The following is a 25,025-nucleotide window of genomic DNA, read 5'->3' as shown; positions in this document are numbered from 1 at the left end:
CCCGCCCCCGTACCCGAAGGGTCGGCGCGCGTGCCTGCAGAGTCGGCGCGCCTGCCGCCCCTCCAGGTCCGCGCGCCGACTCGTCGCGTACGCGTGCCGACCCTTCGGGTACGCGGTTGCGAGGGTCGTGAGTGGCGCGGCCGGTTCTAACCGGCCTAAACACTCACGAGCCTCGGAGGTAGGTGAGGACGGCTAGGACTCGGTGGTGGCCTTCGGAGCGGGAGAGGTCGAGCTTGGTGAAGATCGCGTTGATGTACTTCGCGACCGCCGCTTGGCTTACGCAGAGGGACTCCGCGATCGCCGCGTTCGCGCGGCCCTCGGCCATCAGCGCGAGGACCTCGCGTTCACGGGTCGTCAGCCGGGTCAGCGGCTGGTCTTTCTGCTCGCGCCGCAGCAGCTGCCGGACGACCTCGGGGTCGATGATCGTCCCGCCCGCCGCGATGCGCTCGACCGCGTCGACGAACTCGCGTACCGCGCCGACCCGATCCTTCAGCAGGTAGCCCAGACCGCCCGCGCGGCCGCGGCCGTCCGCTTCGAGCAGCTCGAAGGCGTAGGTCGTCGCGACGTACTGGGTGAGGACGAGTACCGCGAGATCCGGATGGCGGGCGCGGAGGTTGACGGCAGCGCGGAGGCCTTCGTCGGTGAAGTCCGGGGGCATGCGGACGTCGGTGACCATGATGTCGGGCTTGATCTCGTCGACCACCTCGGTCAGCTCCTCGGCGTCGCCGACGGCGGCGACCACCTGGTGGCCGAAGCGTTCGAGCAAGGCCACGAGGCCTTCGCGCAGGAGGACGGCGTCCTCGGCGATGGCTATGCGCAGGCCCATGGCAACTCCACTCGCAGTTCGGTCGGTCCGCCCGGTGGGCTGGACAAGGTCAGCCTGCCGCCGACGACCGCCACCCGGTCGGCGAGGCCTTGCAGGCCGGTGCCGTTGGCGGGGTTCGCGCCGCCGACGCCGTCGTCGCGCACGGTCACGACCGCCGTGCCCGGGGCGAAGACGCCGGTGACGTCGACGCGTTCGGCGTGGCTGTGCTTGACGACGTTCGTCAGCGCCTCGCTGACGGCGAAGTAGGCCACCGCCTCGACCGCGGACGAAGCACGCGGGAGGTCGAGGTGGACTTCGACCGGGATCGGGCAGCGGTCGGCGATCTCGGCGACGGCCGCTTCGACGCCTCGGTCGGTGAGGACCTGCGGGTGGATGCCGCGGATGAGCTCGCGGAGTTCGGCGAGCACACATTCGGCTTCAGCACGGGCTTTTGACACCAGGCGCGGCCCTTCGCCACCCAGGCCGGCGAGGTCGAGTTCCGCGATCCCGAGTGTCATGGTGAGCGCGACGAGACGTTGCTGCGCGCCGTCGTGCAGGTCGCGCTCGATGCGCTTGCGCTCGGCTTCGAAGGCGTCGACCAGGCGGGTGCGGGACCGGGTCAGTTCCGCGACGCGATCCGCGAGACCGGTGTCCGGCTCGGTCAGCAGCCGCCGCGCGAACGCCGCCTGGGTGCGGGCGACCATGCTGATCAGGTAGGCGGCCACCGGCATCAGCGCGATGCCGACCAGCACCACGATCGGGCTGGGCACCGGGCCGTCGTCGAGGTTCACGATCGAGCCGAGGTCGAGCACGAACTCGAGCAGCGGTGACAGCGGCACGATCAGCACGCTCAGCGCGACGATCACGACCAGGAAGTCGAGCACCGCGATGACCGCGGTGAACGCGACCGCGTAGCCGAGCTCGCGCCACAGCCGGTTCTTGCCGAGCGGCGCCCGCGACCCCGACCGCCGGTCGATCACCTTGAGCCGCCGCCGTTCCATGGCCGCCAAAGGCGCGGACAGCAGCACGTTCACCATGACGATCAGCACCACGCCGGTCAGGTAGCCGATCGGCGTGTTCGTCTTGAGCACCCATTTGACCAGCGCCAGCATCGGCAGGGCGCCCACCGCGCCGACCCCGAGGTACCACAACGAACGCCATGGCCTGGTGGAGCCGAGACAGCGCAGCACGGTCACGCGAGTGCTGCCTCCGGGAACCGCCGGAACACCGGGCTCACCGTGGTGCCGGCCGCGACCAGGCCCAGCGCGCCCGCGCACACGAGCACCCCGGTGGTCGTGCCCGTCGAAGCCAGGAATCCGCCGAGCAACGGGCCGAGCGCGCCCGCGCCGCCGGAACAGAAACCGGCGATGCTGCTCAGCCGTCCGCGCAGCGCGTCGGGCGTCGTCACCAGCTGATACGTCATCACCGTCGTGTTCGCCACCGGTACCACGAACATCGCCGCGCCCAGCAGCACGCCGAGCAGGATTCCCGGTGGCACAAACGCCATCGCGACGATCAGGGCCGTGGCGACCCAGCCGAAGCCGATCAGGATCACCGGCGCGGTGAGCAGGCTACGCAGCCGGTCCGCGAAAATCCCGCCGAGCAGGCCGCCCGCGCCGAGGCACGCCATGGTCAGGCCGATCTCGCCTGGCCCCACCTTCTCCTCACCGGACACCGCCAAGATGATAATGATCAACGCGCTGAAAACGAGGTTCACGAAGATCATCCACACCAATGTCGTACGGATCAGCCGCTGGCCGAGCACCCAGCGGACGCCCTCGGCGATGTCGCCGCCCACACTCCGGTCTTCGGCAGGCGGGACTGGCCGGTGCGGCAGGCGCAGGAAACACAGCGCGACGAACGACCCGCCGAGCATGATCGCGTCGGCGGCGAACGGGTTGACATGGTGGACGGTGAACAGCAGCCCGGCCGCGGCGGGCCCGACCAATGTCGCGATGAACGGCCGAGCGGTATTGCGCGCGACCGCCTGTTCCAGCTGCTCGGCGGGCACGACCTGCGGCAGCGCGGCGTGCTCGGCCGGATCGAACACCGAGCCGAGGAACCCTTCGAGCACCGCGACAACCAGCACCAGCTGGAACGAGGCCGCGTCCAGCAGCACGGCGACGGTCAGCGCGGTCATCACGGCGGCCCGGATTCCCTGGCACACCACCATGACCTTCTTGCGGTCCCAGCGGTCGGCGATCACCCCGGCGGGCACGATCGCCGCCATGTGCGCGGCCATCAGCACCGACGACACGAGCCCGAGCTGCAGCGGCGACCCGGCCATCGCGATGATCAGCAGCGGGAACGCGACCTGCGTGATCTCAGTGGCCAGCTCCGAGAACAGCTGGCTGCTCCACAGGATGTTGTAGTCGCGGTTGCGCGAAAGCGGGATCACGCCCGCCTCCGCGCCAAGCGGCCGGTGACCTGCAGCAAGTCGCCGGGCAGGAACCGGCCGCCGAAAGCCGTGCCGGAGTTGTCGCGGATCTGAAAGGTCAAGTCCTCGTAGCAGGTGAGCGGAACGCCGCCCATGGACAATTGCCCGTCTGCGGCTTCGATGACGAATTCCGCGTCGCCATTGAGGTAGACGCCCGCGCGGTCGAGCGGCGCGGCAACCGGAACGCGTTCGACCTTCGGCTGGGCGAAATCGAGTTCGGCGAGCACGTCGGCCCACAAAGCAGGCGCGGTTCCCGCGTTCGCGGTCAACGCGACCGCGAGATCGCCGGAAAACCGCAGGTGCGCGGACGTGCCGTCGCCGGTTCCGTCGTGACCCCAGCATGAACCGAAACGGGCCCAGCCAAGGCCCCAGCCGTCCGCCAGCCCGAACGGCCCGATTTCGACATCATCGAGTTGTTCGTCGCACATCTCGGCATTGATGTCGTTTTCTAGGAACTTCACTAGATTCGACGCGCTGAGCGCGAGCCCGCCATTCGGCGCCTCCAAAGCCGACATGACCTGCTCGACCGGGATTCGCCCGCTGTGCCCGCTGACCGTGGGGTCCTCGGCCGCGACGCCGAGAATCGCCGTCAAGGCCTCGGCCCAGTCCATCCCGGTGACCTCTTCCGCGAGGTGCCCGGCGAGGACGTATCCGACGTTCGAGTACGAGAACACCGTCCCAGGCGGGAAATCCGGCTGCCGCCGGTACTTCGCCGCCCAGCGCGACCGTGCCCCCTCCTCGTCCACATTGGACTCCAGGCCGCTGGTGTGACTGAGCAGCTGCCGCAATGTCACCGGAAGCCCGGTCAGCGGTTCGTCGAGATCGAGGTCCTCGTCGGCGACCAGCGTCATCGCCAAGGCGGCCGTGAACGGCTTGGTCAGCGATCCGAGCGGGAACCGCGACTCGGCGGTGACCGCGCGCCCCGAACCGAGCCGCTCCTCCCCCGCCGCCAGCGAGAGGGTCTCATCGCCGCGGCGGACGACGAGCTGCGCGCCGGGAACGCCGTGTTTGGCGAGCAGGCCGGTGAAGGTCTCGGTGTCCATCAGCGTCCCGTCACGTAGCCGGCCATGGCGCGCAGCGCGTCCCGGAAGTCGGCGGCGACCCGCTCGACCGTCTCGGCCGTGTGCACGTTTTCCGAGTAGTACCAGGTGAATTCGAGCTTGCCGCCGACCGCGGCGCCGACCACCTCGAGCAGGTGCGCGACCCGTTCGTCCGGGCTCTGCTCGCGGCCGAGCGGCCCGGTCTCGTCCGCTTCGCCGACCTGGCCGTGGTAGTTGAACACCACTTCCGACCGGCGTTCCGGCAGCGACCCGAGGTAGCGCAGCGCGCCGTAGCCGAGCCCGTTGCCGGGCACCGCGCGCACCTGCCGCCGCACGGCCTTGACCAGCGACGGCCAGTCCTTCGCCGCGGCGGGCAGCACGACCGGGTACAGCGTCGTGAACCAGCCGGCGGTGCGGGACAGGTCGATGTCGTCGAAGATCTCCTCGCGCCCGTGGCCTTCGAGATCGATCGACACCTGCTCGTGGCCCGTCCATTTGCCCAGTGCCGAGGCGAGCCCGGCCAACAGGATGTCGTTGACCCGGGTCCGGAACTTCCCGGCGGCCTGGTGCAGCAGGACCTCGGTGTCCTCTTCGGACAGCGTGACCTTGACCGTGCGCGTCGACGCGACGATGTTCGGCCCGGTGCCGTCGACCGGCAGCAGACCCGTTTCGGGCAGCGAAGTCCAATGCGAGACCTCGTCGTCGAACCCACCGTCGGCCACGTGCTGCGCGAGCCGTTCGGCCCAGGCCTTGAACGACGAGGTCTTCGGCGCCAGCTTCTCGCCCTTGAGCAGCAGCTCCAGGTCTTCGAGCAGGATGCGCCACGACACGCCGTCGACCACGAGGTGATGCGCGGTGAGGAAGAGCTGCTTGCGCGTGCCGAGGTCGAACAGCAGCGCGCGCAGCAGCGGACCGTGCTCCAGGTCCAAAGTGGAGTCGGCTTCGGCGGCCAGCTCGTTCATCGCCAGGTACTGGTCGTCCGCCTCGGCCAGATCGTGCTGGGCCAGCGCGATCGGCTCGACCGGGCCGTAGTGCTGACGCCAGCCGTCACCGTCGCGGACGAACCGCATCCGCAGCGCGTCGTGATGCTCGACCAGCGCCGAAAGCGCGGCCTGGACGTCGTCCGCGGAGGCGGTGACGTCGATCAGCATCGACTGGGTCAGGTGATGCGGCGCGACCGGGTCGTTGTCGAGGAAGTCGCGCTGGATCGGGATCAGCGGCACCGGTCCTTCGATCGGGCCCTGGTCCGCGCTCGCGTCGACCGCCGGGACGACGACCGTGCCGAGCTGCGCGATCGTCTGGTTGAGGAACAGGTCCTTCGAGGTCATCGCCAGTCCGGCCTGCCGGATCTTGGACACGACCTGGATGCTCAGTATCGAGTCGCCGCCGAGGTCGAAGAAGTTGTCCTCGACCCCGACCCGCTCCAGCCCGAGCACCTCCGCCCAGACGCCCGCGAGCGTCGACTCGACGTCCGACCGCGGCGCGACGTAGCCGTCGTCCGGCTCGGCGTCGGCCTCCGGGGCCGGGAGCGCGTTCCGGTCGACCTTGCCGCTCGAGGTCACCGGGAACTCGTCCAGCACCACGAAAGCCGACGGCACCATGTAGTTCGGCAGCGACTGCCGCGCGAAGTCACGCAGCTCCGGCACCGCCGGGGCGTCACCGGTCACGTACGCGACGATCCGCGGGACACCGGCCGGACCGGTGCGGACCACGGCCGTCGCCTGCGCGACACCGGGATGCGCGGCGAGCACGACCTCGATCTCGCCGAGTTCGATCCGGTACCCCCGCACCTTGACCTGGTCGTCGACCCGCCCGAGGTACTCGATCGCGCCGTCGGCCGTCCACCGCGCGAGGTCGCCGGTCCGGTACATCCGGCCGGGCCCGAACGGATCCGCGACGAACCTCTCGGCCGTCAGCGCGGGCCGGTTCAGGTACCCACGAGCCAGCTGGACGCCCGCGAAGTACAGGTCGCCGGGCACACCGACCGGCACCGGCCGCAGCCAGCGGTCGAGCACGTAGACCTGGGTGTTCCAGACCGGCTTGCCTATCAGCGGCCGTTCGGTGGCGCCGACCTGGCAGTACAGAGTGTCCACAGTGCACTCGGTCGGCCCGTAGAAGTTGTAGCCGGTGCTGCCGGACGCGCGCAGGTCGCGCCAGAGCTGCTCGCCTGCCGCCTCGCCGCCGAGCATGACCACCTTGGGGTTGTGCTTCGGCGAGTCGACGAGCCCGGCCGGGACCAGCTGCTCGGCGTAGGACGGCGTGAGGTCGAGCAGGTCGATCCGGTGCGACTCGACGTACGCGACCAGCGCTTCGGGGTCGCGCCGGGTGAGATCGTCGATCACGTGCAGCTCGTGACCGTCGACCATGGCCAGCACGCCTTCGAGCGAGGTGTCGAACGAGAACGCCGCGGTCAGCGCGACGCGGAACCGTTCGCCCGCGCTCTCGGGCCGGAAGAAGTCCCTGGTGTGGTTGAAGAACAGGTTCGTCAGGCCGCGATGCGGCAGGACGACACCCTTGGGCTTCCCGGTCGAGCCGGACGTGTAGATCACATACGCCGGGTTCTCCGGATGCGGCCGGACACCCGGGTTCGTGCTCGGGCCATCCGACGGCAGATCGTCGCCCAGCACCAACGCCGGAGCCGCGTCGCGGATCATGTAGTCGAGCCGCTCGTCGGGCAGATCGGGGTCGAGCGGCAGGTAAGCGGCGCCTGCCTTGAGGACGGCGAGCATCGCGATGACCGTGGTCAGCGACCGCGACGAGGTCAGCCCGACCACCTGCTCCGGGCCGACGTCTCGGGCGATCAGGTGATGGGCGACCTGGTTCGCGTGGGCGTTCAGCTCGGCGAAGGTGAGTGAATTCCCTTCGCACACGACCGCGGTCGCGTCCGGCGTCGCCTCGGCCTGATGCTCGAACAGCTCGGACAGGGTGATCCGCGGGACCTCGCGCTCCGGTCCGTGCCACGCGGGCAGGTCCACTGTGGAGAGTTCACTGAGCCGCGTGTCCGGGGCGGCCACGACTGTGGCGAGCAACGCCTCCAGGTGACCGGTCATCCGCGAGATGGTGCTGTCGTCGAACAACGCGGTGCTGTAGCCGATCGCGAGCAGCAGCTCGCCCTGGCGCTCGAAGAAGTCGAACGTGAGGTCGTGGCTGACGTCGCCGCTGACGATCGGCAGCTCCTCGGCCTCCAAGCCCGGCATCGCGAGACCACTGGACTGGCTGGTCTCCAGGCCGACCATGACCTCGACGAGCGCGTTGCGGCTCGGGTCGCGTTCGGGCTTGAGCACCTCGACCAGCCGCTCGAACGGCACCTCTTCGTGGGTGAACGCCTCCAGCGCGGTGTCACGCACCTGGCCGAGCAGTTCGCCGAACGAGACCGACTCGTCCACTGTGGACCGCAGGACGACCGTGTTGACGAAGAACCCGATCAAGCCTTCCAGCTCGGCCCGGTTGCGGCCCGAGGTCGCGGTGCCGACCGTGATGTCCTGCTGACCCGAGTACCGCGCGAGCAGCAGCTGCACGGCTGCGGTCAGCACCATGAACAGTGTCGCGTCGTGCCTGCGCGCCAACGCTTTCAGTGACCCGGTCAGCTCCGGCGAGAACTCGATCATGCGCATCTCGCCTGCCGCCTCGCGGACGGCGGGACGCGGGCGGTCGATCGGCAGCTCCAGTGGGACAATGCCGTCGAGACGGCCGCGCCAGTACTCGATGTGGTCGTCGAGCGCGAGGTGTTCCCGTTGCCAGACCGCGTAGTCCGCGTACTGCACGGGCAGCTCGGGCAGTTCGGCGCGGGCGCCGGTCAGTGCCGCCGCGTAGCAGGCGCTCAGCTCGTTCGCGAGGATGCCCATGGACCAGCCGTCGGTGGCGATGTGGTGCATGACCAGCGCGAGCACGTGCTCGTCCGGCCCGGTCTCGAACACCGTGGCCCGGAAGACGCCCTCGTGCAGGTCGAACGGCCGCGACACCTCGGCTTGCAGGTCGCCGTCGCTGACCACGAGTTCCACCGTGGCGGGCTGGATGATTTGTACGCCCAGGCCGTCGACCGTGCCGAAGGTGGTCCGGAGTGGTTCGTGGCGTTCGACGAGCTGGGTCAACGCCGACCGCAGCGCGCCGAGGTCGAGCTTGCCCTTGAGCTTGAGCGCGAACGTCGTGTTGTACTCGGTGCTGTCCGGCTCGAACTCGCTGAGGAACCACAGCCGCTGCTGCGCGAACGAGAGCGGCAACGGGCCATCCCGGTCGACTCGCACGAGCGTGGTGTCCGCTGTGGACGGTTCGACGACCTCGGCCAGAGCGGCCACGGTCGGCGTGTCGAACAGCTGCCGGGGTGACGGCGCCGCGCCCAGGCGGGACCGGACGCGCGAGATCACCTGGATGCTCAGGATCGAGTCGCCGCCGAGATCGAAGAAGTTGTCGTGCACACCGACACGCTCGGCCTTGAGCACCTCGGCCCAGATCTCGGCGAGCACGGTCTCGGTCGCGTTGCGGGGCGCGACATAGGGTTCGCCGGTCTCGATCGCCTTGTCGGGCGCGGGCAGCGCACGCCGGTTGACCGTCCCACTCGGACTCAACGGCAACGCGTCCAGCACGACGAACGCCGACGGCACCGCGTGGACCGGCAGGTTCTCGGCCGCGAACGCACGCAGTTCCCGCACCTCGGGCGCCTCATCCCGAGCCACGATATAGCCGACGAGCCGCGCGGGACCGTCGTCCTTGCGGGCCGCGACCGCGACTTCGGCGACCGCGGGATGCCGGGCGAGCGCCGACTCGACGTCACCGAGTTCGACACGGAAGCCACGGATCTTCACCTGGTCGTCGGCGCGGCCGAGGCATTCGAGGTTCCCGTCGGCACGCCAGCGCACCAAGTCACCGGTCCGGTACAGCCTGCCGGGTCCGAACGGGTTGTCCAGGAAACGCTCTGCGCTCAGCTGCGGCCGGTTCCAATAACCGCGCGCGATGCCGTCGCCGCCGATGTAGCACTCCCCCGCGACACCGACGGGCACCGGGCGCATGTTCGCGTCGAGCACGTAAATGCTGGTGTTGCGGAACGGCTTCCCGACCGGGACGTAGGCCGCATCGCCGAGTGGCTCGGCGCCGACCTGGAACACGGTCGAGTCCACTGTGGTCTCGGTGGCGCCATAGGCGTTGACCAGAACGGTGTCCTCGCCGACGGCGTCGAGGATCTTCAGCGCGTCGGCGGCGGGCCAGCCTTCGGAGCCGACCATGAGCACCTTCAGCGTGTCCAAACCGCCCTCGGCGGCCAGTGCCTTCGCGAGGGTGGGCACGGTGACCATCAGCTCGGCCCGGCTCGACCGGATCAAGTCGAGCAGCGCGGGCGGATCGGCGACCAGCTCGGTCGGGCAGACGATCATCGTGCCGCCGAACAGCGCCGAGAGTACGAAGTCGCCGAAGAACAGGTCCACCGACAGGCTCGACACCGACAGCGCACGCGGCTTCAGCTCGGTGAGGCCATACCGCGCGTCCCAGGCCCGCATCATGTGGCAGAGGTGGCGGTGTTCGACCATGACGCCCTTGGGCTTGCCGGTCGACCCCGAGGTGTACACCACATACGCGAGATCCTCGGTCGTGACCGCGGTCTGAGGCGGTGTGTCCGGGTGGTCGAACTCGCCGTCGACGTCCACGAGCACCGCGCCGGACACCCGGTCCGCCAGGTGCTCCTGCGTGATCACGACCGGAGCGGCCGCGTCTTCGAGCATCGTGCTCAGCATCTTCGGCGGATAATCGGGATCGAGCGGCACGAACGCGCTGCCCGACTTGAGCACGGCCAGCAGCGCGACGATCGCTTCGACGCCGCGTTCGACACAGACGCCGATCAGCACGTCCGGGCCCGCGCCGAGTTCGACGAGCCGATGGGCGAGGCGGTTCGCGCGCACGTCCAGCTCGGCGAAGGTCAACGCCTTCTCACCGCGGTTGACGGCGACCGCATCGGGGTTCAGCGCGGCCTGCTCAGCGAACAGCTCGTGGATCAGCCGCGCCGGCGGGAATTCCGCGGCGGTGTCGTTCCAGTCGAGCAGCAGCTGGTCCCGCTCGGGTTCGGTCAGCAGCTCCAGCTCGCCGAGAGAGACGTCGTCCGCGATCGAGACGAGCAGCGTCTCCAGGTGCCCCATCATCCGGTCCACAGTGGACTCGTCGAACAACTCGGGGTCATAACCCAGCAGCAGCTGCAACTCCTCCGCCGCGAAGGCGGACAACGTGAGCGCGTAGTTCGTGTTCTCGTCGCCGGAGTAGTCGCTGACGCCCAGCCCGTACCGGGCGGCCGCGTCGTCGTCATACGGGTAGTTCTCGAAGACGACGATGCTGTCGAACGGCGTCGTGCCGCGCGGGACGTCGCTGAAGGCCTGGATCTGCGCCAGCGAAAGGTATTCGTACTGCCGCGACTCGACCTGCGTGTCCTGCAGCCTCCGCAGCCACGGGATCACGGCGTCGCCCGCGGGGACGTCGACGCGCACTGGGACCATGTTGATGAACAGGCCGACGATCGACTCGGAGCCGGGCAGGTCGGCTGGCCGCCCGGACACGGTCGAGCCGAAGCAGACGTCGCGTTCGCCGGTGTAGCGCGACAGCAGGATCGCCCACGCGCCTTGGACCAGCGTGTTCATGGTGAGCCGCGCCTTGCGGGCCCGCTCGAACAGCCGCTGCGATCGCTCGGGCGAGATCGTCAGGCGGACATCGCGCGACGACCGGCTGCGGTGGGCCTTGACCGGGGATCGGTCGAACGGCAGCGGGGTCGGCGCGGCGAAACCGGACATCAGGCCACGCCAGTACGACTCGGCCGCGTCCTGGTCCTGCTCGGCGAGCCAGGCCACGTAATCGCGATACGGCCGCCTGATCACCGGGGACAGCGTGCGGTCGCCCGCCAGGATCGCGTGCTCGGTGAAGACGTCGGTCAGGACCTGCGCGAAGCTCCAGCCGTCGGCGAGCAGGTGATGCGCGGTCCAGAACAGCTGGACGCGGTCGTTCGTGAGACGAACCATCGTCATCCGCAGCAGCGGCGCGGTGCCGAGGTCGAGCCGTTCGCCGGTCCGGTTCGCCCACAACTCGGCCAGCGCTTCGGCCTGGTCGGTCCGGTCACGCCAGTCGAGATGGGTTATCGGCAGCCGGACACCCGAATGCACGACCTGCAAGGGCTCGGGGACGTCCTCCCAGACCACGGCCGTCCGCAGCGCCGGCGTGCGGTCGAGCACCCGCTGCCAGGCTTCGGCCAGCAATGCCGGGTCCTTGACGCCGTCGAGTACGGCGCCGAAATGTCCCGCGTAGACGTCGGTTCCCGACTCCGCCAGCGAGTGGAACAGCATGCCGCTCTGCATCGGGGTGAGCGGGTAGACGTCCTCAATGGACTTGCCGAGCCGGTCGACGGTGGCCTGGTCGAGCTTGGCCAGCGGGAAGTCCGACGGCGTGCAGCCGCCCGCTTCGGGCCGCGCGCAGTGCTCGACGATCTCTTCGAGCGCCGCGATGAGCCGCTCGGCCAGGCGGATGATCGTGTCCTCGTGGTGCACCTCGGCCGAGTACGCCCAGCGGAACTCCAGCTGCCCGTCGAGCACGACGCTGTTGATCTCGATGAGGTGCTGCCTCGTCTGGTGCGGCACGCGCTCGGCGCCGCCCGGGTCCGGGCAGCGGCCGGCGTACAGCGCGCCGTCGATCGAGTTGTCCATCCGCCCGAGGTAGTTGAACGCGACCTGCGGTTGCGGCCCCTCGATGCCGAGGTAGCCGTAGCCGATCCCGTGCCGGGGCACGGCACGCAGCTGCTCTTTGACGGACTTGAGCACGTCACCCCAGTCACCCTGCGGGAGCGTGAGCGCGCACGGGTACATGGTGGTGAACCAGCCGACCGTGCGGGACAGGTCGACGTCGTCGAACAGCTCTTCGCGGCCGTGGCCCTCGAGTTCGACGAGCGCGGTCTCCCCGTCCGCCCAGTCGGTCAGCACGCGGGCGAGCGCGCTGAGCAGCACGTCGTTGACCTGCGTGCGGTAGACCTCGGGGACCCTGCGCAGCACCGCGTCCGCGTCCATTCGCTTGGTCACGGTCCGCATGGAGCCGACGGTGTTGGCTCCGGTGCCGTCCACAGGCAAGTCCACTGTGGACGGCACCGACGTCCAGTATTCGCGTTCCGCTTCGAAGTCGTGGGTGGTGATGCGGTGTGCCCAATCGCGGAACGAGGTCGTCTTCGGGCCGAGGTCGATGCGGTGACCGCGGCTCGCCTGCTGATAAGCCCGGTCCAGATCACCGAGCAGGATCCGCCACGACACGCCGTCGACGACCAGGTGATGCACCACCAAGTACAGCCGCTTGCCGCCGAACAGCAGCGCCCTGATCAACGGCCCACGGCCGAGCTGGAACCCTTGCTGCGCCTGGAGAATCGCGTCTTCATCGACCTCGTCGAAGCTGGTCAGCAGCTCGACGGGCTCGGGTGCCGCGTTGTACTGCCTGCCGTTCTCGACCCGCAGACGAAGCGCGTCGTGGTGTTCGTACAGCGCGTTCAACGCCTTGCCGAGCGCCGACTCGTCCAGGTCGTCGATCAGTTCCAAGTAGACAGACTGGTGGAACCGGTCGACGCTGTCGGCCAGCTGGTCGAAGAACCAGTGCTGGATGGCCGTCAGCGGAACATCGCCGGTCACCGGCCGCTGGTCGACCTCCGTCGCGACCTCGGACACGGCTTCGGTCGCGAGTTCGGCGACGGTCTGGCGCAGGAACATCTGCTTGGGCGTCAGCTTCAGCCCGGCCGTCCGCGCGCGGGCCACGACCTGCAAGCCGAGGATCGAGTCGCCGCCGAGGTCGAAGAAGTTGTCGTGCACGCCGACCCGGTCGACACCGAGCAGCTCCGACCAGACCTCGGACAGGATTTTCTCGTTCAGCGTGCGGGGTTCGACGTAGCCGTCGGCCTCGCGGACACCGGTCGGCTCCGGCAGCGCGCGGCGGTCGATCTTGCCGTTGACCGTCAGCGGCAGCTTGTCGAGCAGCACGAACGCGGCGGGCACCATGTGCTCCGGCAGCCGGTCACGCAAGTAGCCGCGCAGCTCGGCCAGATCCGGCGAGCCGACGACGTACCCGACGAGGCGGCGATCCTTGACCGCGGTCGCGGCCTGGCTCACCTCGGGATGCTGGGACAGCACGGCCTCGATCTCGCCCAGCTCGATACGGAAACCACGCAGTTTGACCTGGTCATCGGCGCGGCCCGCGAACTCCAGCCTGCCGTCGGCGAGCCAGCGCGCGCGGTCGCCCGTGCGGTACATGCGCGATCCGGGCGGCCCGAACGGGTCGGCCACGAACCGGGTCGCGGTCAGCCCGAGCTGATGCAGATAGCCCCGCGCCAGGCGGGTTCCGGCGAGATACAGCTCGCCGGGCACACCGACCGGCGCGGGCCGCAGGTGGTCGTCGAGCACATAGGTGCGCACGCTCGGGATCGGACGGCCGATCGAGACGACGCCGGTCCGCGCGTCGGCCGGAGTCAGCGGTTCGCTCAGGGTGGCGCAGACGGTGGACTCGGTCGGGCCGTAGCCGTTGAACATCCGCCTGCCGGTCGACCAGTCCTCGGCGAGCCCCGGCGGGCACGCCTCACCGCAGACGACGAGGTTCGCACCAGCCGGGATCGCGTGCTGGGGCAGCGCGGCGACCGCGGTCGGCGGCAGGTTCAGGTGGGTGATCCGCTGGTCGGCGATCAGCTCGACCATGGCGTCGCCGGGCAGGCGCTGCTCGGCCGTCGCGAGCACGAGCGTCCCGCCCGACAGCAACGCCATCGCGATTTCCCAGAAGGCGCCGTCGAAACTGAGCGACGCGAACTGCAGCACCCGCGCGTCAGGCCCGGCACCCATGCGTTCCCGCTGCGTGAGCACCATGTCGTGCACCCCGGCATGACTGACGACCACCGCCTTCGGCCGCCCCGTCGAGCCCGACGTATAGATGACATACGCCGCGTTCTCCGGCCTGACCCCAGACGGGATAAAGCGGGCTTTATCCCGCACTGGCATAAAGCCCGCTTTATCCCGTTCTGAGATAAAGCCCGCTTTATCCCGGTCGTCGAGGACGAGGATGGGCTGGGCGTCGTCGGTCATCATGCGGAGGCGGTCGGCCGGGTAGTCCGGGTCGAGCGGGAGGTACGCGGCGCCCGCCTTGTGGACGGCGAGCACCGCGATGATCATCTCGAGCGAGCGTGGCAGCGCGATGCCGACGAAACGTTCCGGCCCGGCGCCCTGGTCGCGCAGGTAGGCGGCGAGGTGATCGGAACGTTCGTCCAGCTCGGCGTAGGTGAGCGATTCGCCTTGGAAGACAACGGCTTGCGCGCCAGGGTTCGCCGCGACCTGCTCGGCGAACAGCTCCGGCACCGTCTTGGTCTCCGGGCCGATGCCGTCGCCCGGCCAGCCGCGGGTCAGCGTCTCGCGGTCGGTGAGCATGTCCAGGTCGGCGAGTTTGGCCTGCGGGTTCGCGGCGATCGCGGTCAGCAGCGTGAGCAGCTGGGCCACGACGCGGTCGGCGGTCGCGTCCGTGAACAGGCTCGTGTTGTAGCGCAGGTACGCCGTGAGCCCGCCGTCCACCTCGGTGAAGTCGAACCCGAGGTCCAGGCCGGACACGACCGTGGGCGGCTCGATCTCCTCGACCCGCAGGCCGGGCAACCTGGTGGTCACCGCGGGCGTGTTCTGCAGGTTGACGATCACGTCGACCAGTGGCGGGCGGCTCGGATCACGGTCGGGACGCAGCGCCTCGACCAGCCGCTGGAACGGGACGTCCTCGTGTGCGGACGCGTCCAGCACGGTCTCCCTGACCGAGTCGAGCAGCTCGGTGAACGTCGTGCGCTCGTCCACTGTGGACCGCAGGACGAGCGTGTTGACGAAGAACCCGACCAGGTTCTCCAGCTCGACCCTGGTCCGGCCCGAAGTCGCGGTGCCGACCGCGACATCGGTCTGCCCGGAGTAGCGGGCCAGCAGCACCTGCGCGGCGGCGACCAGCGTCATGAACAACGTCGCGCCGCGCTGCCCGCCCACCGCCTTGAGGCGGGAGACGACCCGTTCCGGCACCTCGAAGGAGCGTGCCGCGCCGATCGGGTTGCGCACCGCCGGACGCGGCAGGTCGGTCGGCAGCTCCAACGGCGACAACCCGTCGAGCCGGTTCTTCCAGTACGTCAGATCGACGTCCTGGTCCCGTTGCCAGGACGCGAAATCCACATACCTCAGCGGTGTCGGCGCGAGCAGGCCACCGGTGTAGAGCGTGTTCAGCTCGTCGACGAGCACGCCCATGGACCAGCCGTCGGTGACGATGTGATGCATCGCCAGCACGAGCACGTGTTCCTGCTCGGCAAGCCGCAGCAGCCGCGCGCGGAACACGCTCACCCGGAGATCGAACGGCTTCTGGACCTCGGCGAGCAGCTCGGCCGCGAGATCACTCGTCGAGGTGACCGGGATGTCCACTTCGGACGGCGCGTGGATGAACTGGACACCTTGGCCGTCGACCGCGTCGAACGTGGTGCGCAGCGAAGCGTGCCGCGCCACCAGCCGGTTGATCGCGAGCTTCAGCGCTTCGACGTCGAGGTCGCCGGTGAGCCGGAGCACGCGCGGGACCAGGTACTCGATGCTGTCCGGGTCCAGCTCGTACATGAACCAAAGTCGTTGCTGCGCCGAGGAAAGCGGCAGCGGCCCGTCACCGTCGACCGGGGTGATCTCGTCGTCGATCTCCTCCGGAGCCTCGCCGGCCAGCCGGGCGAGCAGCTGCTCGCGCAGGTGCTCGGGTATCGCGGCCATCCGGTCGTCGATGCTCATCGAGCGTCCCCAATCGTGGCGAGAATGCGGTCTTGCACGGTCATGGCCAGGTCACCGATGGTCGGCGCGTCGAACAGCTCGCGCGGCGAGACCTCGACGCCGAACGCCCGCCGGACCCGGGAGACCAGCCGGAGCGCGGTGATCGAGTCGCCGCCGAGCGCGAAAAAGCTGTCGTGCACGCCGATCCGGTCGGCCTGGAGCAGTTCGGCCCAGATCCGGCCGATGGCCTTCTCGGTCGGGTTGCGCGGCGCGACGAACTCGGTCGCCGCTTGCAGCGTCGGCTCCGGCAGCGCCTTCCGGTCGACCTTTCCGTTGCTGGTCAACGGCATCCGGTCGAGCTGGACGAACACGGACGGGATCATGTACTCGGGCAGCACGCCGGACAGGTCCGGCGCCTCGCCCACGACATAGGCGGCGAGGTACTTGCGGCCGTTGTCCTCGCGGGCGACGACGACACCTTGCTGCTCGCTCAGCGCGGCCTCGATCTCGCCGAGTTCGATCCGGAACCCGCGGATCTTGACCTGACCGTCCGCGCGGCCCACGAACTCGAGCTGACCGTCGGCGGTCCAGCGCACGATGTCACCCGTGCGATAGAGCCTGCCACCGGTGCCGAACGGGTCGGCGACGAACCGTTCGGCCGTCAGCGCGGGCCTGCCGTAGTAGCCGCGTGCGAGGCCCTCACCGGCGAGATACAACTCCCCCGGCACGCCCGGCGGCACCGGATTGAGGTGCGCGTCGAGCACATAGGTCCTGGTGTTGTCCATCGGACGGCCGATGGGCGCCGTGGCGCCGCCCAGCTCCCCGCAGGTGGCGAAGGTCGTGTTCTCGGTCGGGCCGTAACCGTTCAGCACCGTCGTGTTCGGACAGTGCGCGAGGACTCGCTCGACCGCCGCTGGCGAGACCACGTCACCACCGGCGAACACCTCGCGCATGCCCGCGAAGCAGTCCGGTGCTTCCTCGGCCAGTAGCGCGAACAGGGCCGCAGTGATGAACGTCGAGGTGACGTCGTGCTCGGTCACCAGCGCGCGCAGCGTCGCCGCGTCCAGCTCACCGGGTGCGACGATCACCCGGCCGCCGGTCAGCAGCGGCACCCAGATCTCGTAGGTGGCGGCGTCGAAGGCGTGCGGCGAGTGGAACAGGATCCGCTGGGGCTCGTGCCAGCGGCGGTCGGCCGCGAGGCTCACGATGTTGCGGTGACTGATGGCCACGCCCTTCGGCGTCCCGGTCGACCCCGAGGTGAACATGATGTACGCCAGCCGGTCCGGGCCGACCGGGACGCCGGGGTTTTCGGCGGTGCCCGGCCCGACCGTGAGCAGCGGCAGCCCGGTCGCCCCGGCCTGCGTGGTCAGCTCGCGATCGGTCAGCACGAGTTCCGCGCCGATGTCCCGCACGACCCAGCGAAGCCGGTCCGGTGGGTAGCTCGGGTGCAGTGGCACGTAGACCGCACCCGCCTTGAGCACGCCGAGCATCGCGATCACCGCGTCGGCCGACCTGCCCAGCAGCAGGGCGACCCGCGACTCGGCTGTCACCCCGCGCTCGATCAGCTCACGCGCGACGGCGTTGGCCCGCCCGTTCACCTCGGCGTAAGTGAGGTCGTCCACGGCGAGCGCGTCGGGCGTCTCGAGCGCTTGCTGCTCGAACAGCCCGTGGACCGTCCCGGCCGTGTACTCCGCCGTGGTGTCGTTCCACTCCGCCAAGGCGGCCCGGTCGGCCTCGGTGAGCATCGGAATCGTGCCGATCCGGCCGCTCGGGTTGTCCGCGATGCCGGTCAGCAGCGCGACCAGGTTCTCACCGAGCCGCTCCAGCGTGGCCGCGTCGAACAGCGCCGGGTCGAACCGGAACTCGAAGGACAACCGCTCGCCGGGGTAAACGACGAGGTTGAGCGGATAACCGTTGATCTCCTTGGCGCTGACCTCACGCACATGGGCCGCGGAGGTCACCCGCTCGATCGGATAGTTCTCGAACACCACGATGCTGTCGAACAGCTGCGCGCCCGTGCTCCACGCCTGGATCTGCGGCAGCGAGACGGACTCGAACGCCCGCGACTGCGCCTGGGCGTCCTGCAGCGCGAGCAGCCACGGCACGACTTCCCGCGCACCGTCGACGTCCGCGCGCACCGGCAGGGTGTTGATGAAGATCCCGGCGATGTCCTCGGCGCCGGTCAGCTCGGGCGGCCTGCCGGACACGGTCGCGCCGAAGCAGACGTCACGGTCACCCGTGTACCGGGACAGTGTCATCGCCCAGGCGCCTTGGACCAGCGTGTTCATCGTGAACTTGTGCGTGCGGGCCAGTTCGGACAAGCGTCGCGTGACCGGTTCGGGCACCTTGACGGCGACGCCGTCGGTCGAGCGCGGCCGGTAGGTCGCGGCGGGCAGCCGGTCGAACGGGAGTTTCGTCGGCGCCGAGAACCCGTCGAGCGCGGACCGCCAATGTGCTTCGGCGACCGTCTGGTCCTGAGCGGCCAGCCATTCGACGTAATCACGGAACGGGCGCCGCGCCGGGCCCGCCGGAAGTCCGGAGTAGGCCGCGCAGACATCGCCGAGCAGGCGATGCCCGCTCCAGCCGTCGAGCAGGATGTGGTGCGAGGTCCAGATCATCCGGACTTCGTTGTCCGGCAACGGGATCAGCGCGACCCGCAGCAGTGGCCGGTCGGTCGGCCTCATGCCTCGCGCCCAGTCCTGTTCCAGGACGCCCTCGGCCGACTCGTGGTGCGTGATCGGCACGCGAACCTCGCGCCGGACCAGCTGCAACGGCTCGTCCACGCCTTCGGTGACGAGTTCCGTGCGCAGCACCGGGGTCCGGTCGACGACCCGTTGCCAGGCCTCGCCCAGCGCCACCGGGTCGGTGACCCCGGCGACGACGACATCGAACTGCGCCACGTAGGCGCCCGAGTCCGGCGCCATCATCGAGTCATAGAGGATGCCGCTCTGCATTGGCGTGAGCGGGTAGATGTCCTCGACCTCGCGGCCGTCGCCGACCAGGCGGTCCACTGTGGACTGGTCGAGCTGCGCCAGCGGGAAGTCGGACGGTGTCCGGCCACCCGCGCCGGGCCGGAGGCAATGCTCGACCAGCGCCGCGACCTGCGCGGCGAAGGCGGTCGCGAGCCGTTCGACCGTGGCGGCGTCGTGCAGGTTCGCCGAGTAGCTCCAAGTGAAATCGAGCCGCCCGTCCTTGACCAGGCCGACGATTTCGAGCGCGTGCACCCTGACCTCGGCCGGGTCCTGCGCCAGTCCGATCGCGGTGTCGAGCTGACCGAGGTAGTTGAAGCTCACCTGGGGACGCGGGCCGTCGCCGAGCGCGCCGAGGTAGCGGAGCGCGCCGTGGCCGATGCCCTTGCGCGGGATCGCTCGCAGCTGCTCCTTGACCGACTTCAGCAGGTCGCCGGGTTCGCCGCGCTCATCGGCGAGCGAGACCGGGAAGTAGCTGGTGAACCAGCCGACCGTGCGGCCGAGGTCGACGTCGTCGAACAGCTCCTCGCGGCCGTGCCCCTCCATCGCGAGCAGCACGCGATCGCCGTCGGTCCACTCCGATAGCACGCGGGTGAGTGCGGCCACGAGGACGTCGTTGATTTCCGTGCGGTAGACGTCCGGCACGTCACGCAGCAGCGCGCGGGTGGTTTCGGCGTCGAGCCCGGCGGTGGCGATGCGAACGCTGTCGACGGTGTTCGGGCCGTCGTTGTCCTGGGGCAGTGCCGGGCCGTTCCCGATCGTGGTCCAGTGCACGAGTTCGTCGTCGAAGCCGCCGTTCTTGACGTACTCGGTCAGCCGCAGCGCCCACTCGCGGAACGAGGTGCTCTTCGGGCCGAGGTCGACCGGCCTGCCCGCACGGATCTGGTCGTAGGCGGTACGCAGGTCTTCGAGCAGCACTCGCCACGAGACGCCGTCGACTACGAGGTGGTGGATGCTCAGGCGCAGGCTCTCGCCGATGATTTCGGTTTTCAGCAACGGCTCGTCGAGGAACCGACCGGCCGCGGTTTCGTGGTTGACCTGCGACCAGACGCCGTTGTCTTGCGTGTACTGCATGCGGAGCGCGTCGTGGTGCTCGATCAGCGCGTCGATGGCCTGGCGCAGCGCGGCCTGGTCTTCGGGCAGGTCGATGACGACGTACTGATCGAAGACCTCCGGCACGGTGAACCGGTCGAACAGGAAGTGCTGGATCGGCGTCAGCGGCGTCGGGCCGGACACGGTTCCGGTGCGGTCCACGGCTTGTTCGGTGACGACGTGCGGCGCGAGACCCGCGATCGTCTGCCAGCGGAACAGGTCCTTCGACGTCATCCGCAGACCCGCGCGCTGCGCCTTGGACACGACCTGGATGGCGAGGATCGAGTCACCGCCAAGCCCGAAGAAGTTGTCCTCAATGCCAACGCGTTCGACCCCGACCGCTTCGGCCCAGATGCGGCACAACTGTTCCTGCACGGCATCGGCAGGCGCGACATAGCCGTCGGCGGATTCCGGACGCGGATCCGGCAGCGCGCTCCGGTCGACCTTGCCATGCGCGGTCAACGGGAATTCCGTCACCGTGACAAAAGCGGCCGGGATCATGTACTCGGGCAGCGAGCGGCTCAGGTACTCCTTCAGGTCCGGAATGGACTCCCCGGCCGGGATCACATACGCGACAAGGTGTTTACGCTCGTCGTCCCCCCGGACCACGACCACCGCTTCGGCGATCCCGGGGTGTGTGCGCAGCGCGTTCTCGACCTCGCCGAGTTCGATGCGGAACCCGCGGATCTTGACCTGGCCGTCGGCGCGGCCGAGATACACCAGCTCGCCGTCCCGGGTCCAGCGGGCGAGATCGCCCGTGCGGTACAGGCGGCCGTCGCCGAACGGGTTGGCCACGAACCGTTCGGCGGTCAGCGCGGGCCTGCCGAAGTATCCGCGCGCGATCCCGGTTCCGGCGAGATACAACTCGCCCGGCACACCGGGCGGGACCGGTTCGAGGTAGCCGTCGAGCACGAAAGCCTGCGTGTTGTCCATCGGCGTCCCGATCGCGTCGGCCGTCGGATGGGAGGTGACGGCGACGGTCGCTTCGGTCGGACCGTAGGAGTTGGTGACCGTCGTGCCGGGGCAGTGTTGCCGGACGCGGTCGAACGCGGCCACGGAAGCCGCTTCGCCGCCGGTCACGATCTCCTTGAGGCCGGTGAAGCAAGCGGGGTCGATGTCCGCGAAGAGGTTGAACACGGCTGTCGGCACTACGAGACAGGTCACGCCATGCGTGGTGATCTGGGAGGCCATCAGCTCTGGCGTGACTTCCTCGTCCGGGGCGATCACGGTCCGGCCGCCGTTCAGCAGCGGCACCCACAGCTCGATGGCGGCCGGGTCGAACGAGTACGGGATGTGGGCCAGCACCCGCTCGTGCGCGGCGCCGCGCCATCGCCGGTCCGCGGTGAGCGCGACCAGGTTGTGGTGGGTGACGCCGACGCCCTTGGGTGTGCCCGTCGAGCCTGAGGTGTAGATGACGTACGCCAGCTGTTCGGCGTGGATCTCGTGATCAGGGTTTTCGGCCGGCTGCGCGGGCTCGTCCTCCACGACGATCAGTGGCGCTCCGATCGACCGCGCCTTGTCCAGCATGGTCCGGTCGGTCACGAGGAGCGTCGCGCCCACCCCGTCGAGCACGAACCGCGCCCGTTCTGCCGGGTAGCTCGCGTGCAGGGGAACGTAGGCCCCGCCCGCTTTCATGATGCCGAGCATGGCCACGACGCTGTTCGCCGACCGGCTCAGCAGGACCGGTACGCGTGATTCGGCGCCGATGCCACGGGACCTGAGCAGATGCGCGAGACGGTTCGCGCGGACGTTGAGTTCGGCGAAGGTGAGGGTTTCCGCTTCCGAGACCACGGCGATCGCGCCGGGTGTGCTGCGGACGCGTGCCTCGAACGTGCTCACCACCGTGCCGCCGGGGTCGGCGGTCGCGGTGTCGTTCCACCGCGCGAGGAGCGCGCGTTCCCCGGCCGCCGCCATGGGCAGCTCAGCCATCGGCCGGTCTTCGGCGTCGAGCAGGCCGTTCAGCAGCACCTCGAGGCGCTCGCACATCCGCTCGATGGTCACGGTGTCGAAGAGATCGGTGTTGTAGCTGACGATCGCGTCGATTCCGCCGTCGTGCTCGGTGAACTCGATCGAGAGGTCGCAGACCGCGGACACGCGCGCCGGTTCGAAGCGCTCGCTGACGGCGCCGTCGAAGTCGAGCGAACGCACGAGTCCGGTCTGCAGGCCGACCATGGCCTGCACGAGCGGGGTGCGGCTGGCGTCGCGGTCCTCGCAGAGTTCGTCGACAAGCCGCTCGAACGGCACGTCCTGGTGGGTGAACGCCTCGAGCACGGTTTCCTTGACCTGGGCGAGCAGATCGGCGAAGGACTCGCGTCCCTCCACAGTGGACCGGATGGCGATCGTGTTGATGAAGCAGCCGACGAGCCGTTCCAGCTCGGGCCGGATCCGGCCGGACACGATGGAGCCGAGCGCGACGTCCCGCTGGCCGGAGTGCCGGGCGAACAGCAGCTGGCAGGCGGCGACCAGGGTCATGAAGAGCGTCGCCCCGTGCTTCGCGCTCAGCTCGTTGAGCCGCTTGGTGGTCTCCACGGAAAGGCTGAAGCGGTGGTCGCGGCCGACCGAGGTCATCACGGCGGGCCGCGGACGGTCGGTCGGGAGCTGCAGCGGAGCGAGCCCGTCGAGCTTCTCGCGCCAGTAGCGCAAGTGTGGTTCGAGCGCGGTTTCGGTGAGACGGCCACGTTGCCAGGAGGCGTAGTCGGCGTACTGCAGCGGCAGTGCGGGGAGCTTCTCCTGGTTGTAGAGCGCGCTGAGGTCCTCGGCGAGCAGGCCGATGGACCAGCCGTCCACCGCGATGTGATGCAGGCCGAACAGCAGGAGGTGCTCGTTCTCGCCGCGCAGCACGAGGAACCGCACGACCTGGCCGTCGCGGATGTCGAAGGGTACGGTCACCTCGGCGCGCACCTGCGCTTCGAGGTCGTCGAGGTCCTTAATGGACAGATCGGGCTCGCCGGCGGGGTGGATCACCTGGACCGGTTCGTCGTCGACGAGCGTGACCGTGGTCCGCAGTGACTCGTGGCGCGCGAGCAGCTCGCGGCAGGCGACACGGAGCCGGTCGATGTCGAGGTCGCCGGTGATCCGGAATCCGAAGTGGACGTTGTACTCGACGGCGGCAGGGTCGAACTCGTGGAAGAACCAGAACCGCCGTTGTGAAGCCGAAAGCGGCAGCTTTCCGGTGCGGGCGACGACCGGGATGACGGCCTCTTCACCGCTGGCGGAGGTGTCGACCTTCGCCGCGAGGTCGGCGACGGTCCTGGTGTCGAACAGCACCCGGGTCGGCAGCTTGACACCCAGTGCCGCACGCATCCGCGGCACCACGCGGAACGCGAGCAGCGAGTTGCCGCCGAGTTCGAAGAAGTCCTTCTCGACGTCGATGTCCTCGATGCCGAGCACGTCGGACCAGATGTCCGCGATGGTCTGCTCGGTGGCGGTGCGCGGCGCGTTCGCCTGCGCTTCGCCGGGCTGCGCGGGGTCGGGCAGCGCGTCGCGGTCGAGCTTGCCGCTCGGCGCGAGTGGCAGTTCGGTCAGCGTCACGAAGGCGCTGGGGATCATGTGCTCCGGCAGGGTCGGCGCCAGGAATTCCCGCAAGTCCGGCAGCTCGGCGGCCGGCACGATGTAGGCGACGAGCCGCTTGTCCTCGTCTCCGCGCGCGACGACCGCGACGTGGTCGACGGCCGGGTGCTTCGCCAGCGCGGCCTCGATCTCGCCCGGCTCGATCCGGTACCCGCGGATCTTGACCTGATCGTCGGAGCGGCCCAGGTAGTGCAGGTTCCCGGCGTTGTCCCACCGCACGACGTCGCCGGTGCGGTACATGCGCTCGCCCGCCCGGAACGGGTCAGCGACGAACCGCTCGGCCGTCAGCGCGGACCGGTCGTGATAGCCGCGGGCCAGTCCGGCGCCCGCGACGTACAGCTCCCCCGGCTCGTCGCCGCGCACCGGCCGGAGCCGCTCGTCCAGCACATAGGAACGGGCGTCCCGCATCGAAGCGCCGATCGCGACCGCGCCCGCCGCGAGGGCGTCACCGGGTTCGATGCGGAACGCCACGCAACCGACCGTGGCTTCGGTCGGCCCGTACTCATTGATGACGGTCGCGCCCGGATGGCGCGCGCGCCATCGCGCCACGACGTCACCCGGCAACGCCTCGCCGCCGACGACGAGGTCGACGCTCGGCGAGTACTCGTCGGGCAGTCCCAGCAGCAGCGGCAGGTGACTCGGGGTGGCCTTGACGAACGTCGGCCGCCAGCCGGGGTTCGTGTCGTCCAAGTCGCCGACCACCACACAGCCGCCGACGGTCAGCGGACCCCACACGCTGGTCACGGTCAGGTCGAACGCGACCGAGCCGTGCAGCAGCGCGGTTCCCTTGAGCCCCGGGTAATCCAGCTCGCAGCACGCGAGGTAACTGGCGAGCTGCCGGTGCTCGATCTGCACACCCTTGGGCCGCCCGGTCGAACCCGAGGTGTAGATGACATACGCCAGATGCTCAGGCCTCACCCGGACCGGGATAAAGCGGGCTTTATCCCGGTCTGGCATAAAGCCCGCTTTATCCCGGTCGTCCTCGAGGAAGACCAGGGAGTCCGGGGAGACGGGCAGGCGGTCGGCCAGGTGGCGTTGGGTCACGACCGTGGTGGCGCGGGCGTCGGCCAGCATGAATCCCAGGCGGTCGGCTGGATGCGCCGGGTCGAGCGGCAGATACGCGCCGCCCGCCTTGACCACCCCGAGCAGGCCGACCACCAGGTCGATCCCGCGCTCGGCGCAGATGCCGACGAGCACGTCCGGCCCGACCCCGCGCCCGGCGAGGTGCGCCGCGAGCCGGTTCGCCCGCGCGTCGAGCTCCGCGTAGCTCACCGAGTCCGTGGCGGACTGGACGGCCGTCGCGTCCGGGACGCGGCGGACCTGCTCGTCGAACGACTCCAGCAGAAACCTGAGATTCACGCTGCCCCCTAG

General features: G+C 69.5%; 6 protein-coding genes. All 6 read right to left on the bottom strand.

Going from position 1 to position 25,025, the window contains the following annotated elements:
* Positions 1–163 precede the first annotated feature (163 nt).
* From BLV57_RS04910 to BLV57_RS04885, 6 genes are read right to left on the bottom strand one after another with little or no spacing between them, the layout of a single operon-like run.
* Positions 164–820 (bottom strand): response regulator, encoded by a 657-nt coding sequence (locus BLV57_RS04910; protein ID WP_218134682.1) that lies wholly within the window; start codon positions 818–820, stop codon positions 164–166.
* Entirely contained in the window at positions 811–2,001 is a 1,191-nt protein-coding gene (locus BLV57_RS04905; RefSeq protein WP_245757154.1) for a sensor histidine kinase, read from the bottom strand. The genes BLV57_RS04910 and BLV57_RS04905 overlap by 10 nt, the downstream gene beginning before the upstream one ends.
* A complete protein-coding gene (locus BLV57_RS04900) occupies positions 1,998–3,203 on the bottom strand; it encodes an MFS transporter (protein ID WP_218134595.1) in 1,206 nt (401 codons plus the stop codon). The genes BLV57_RS04905 and BLV57_RS04900 overlap by 4 nt, the downstream gene beginning before the upstream one ends.
* Positions 3,200–4,285, bottom strand: a complete 1,086-nt coding sequence (locus tag BLV57_RS43610; protein WP_091287067.1) for a serine hydrolase domain-containing protein — start codon at positions 4,283–4,285, stop codon at positions 3,200–3,202. Before BLV57_RS43610 ends, BLV57_RS04900 begins: the two co-directional genes overlap by 4 nt.
* A complete protein-coding gene (locus tag BLV57_RS04890) occupies positions 4,285–16,044 on the bottom strand; it encodes a non-ribosomal peptide synthetase (protein WP_091287065.1) in 11,760 nt (3,919 codons plus the stop codon). The genes BLV57_RS43610 and BLV57_RS04890 overlap by 1 nt, the downstream gene beginning before the upstream one ends.
* Positions 16,041–25,013, bottom strand: coding sequence for a non-ribosomal peptide synthetase (locus BLV57_RS04885; protein WP_091287062.1), 8,973 nt, complete (start codon positions 25,011–25,013; stop codon positions 16,041–16,043). The genes BLV57_RS04890 and BLV57_RS04885 overlap by 4 nt, the downstream gene beginning before the upstream one ends.
* Positions 25,014–25,025: the final 12 nt, after the last annotated feature.

Source organism: Amycolatopsis xylanica (assembly GCF_900107045.1).
GTDB lineage: Bacteria > Actinomycetota > Actinomycetes > Mycobacteriales > Pseudonocardiaceae > Amycolatopsis > Amycolatopsis xylanica.
The sequence above is the reverse complement of the archived record's forward strand: the minus strand, read 5'-3'. Positions and strand labels throughout refer to the sequence as shown.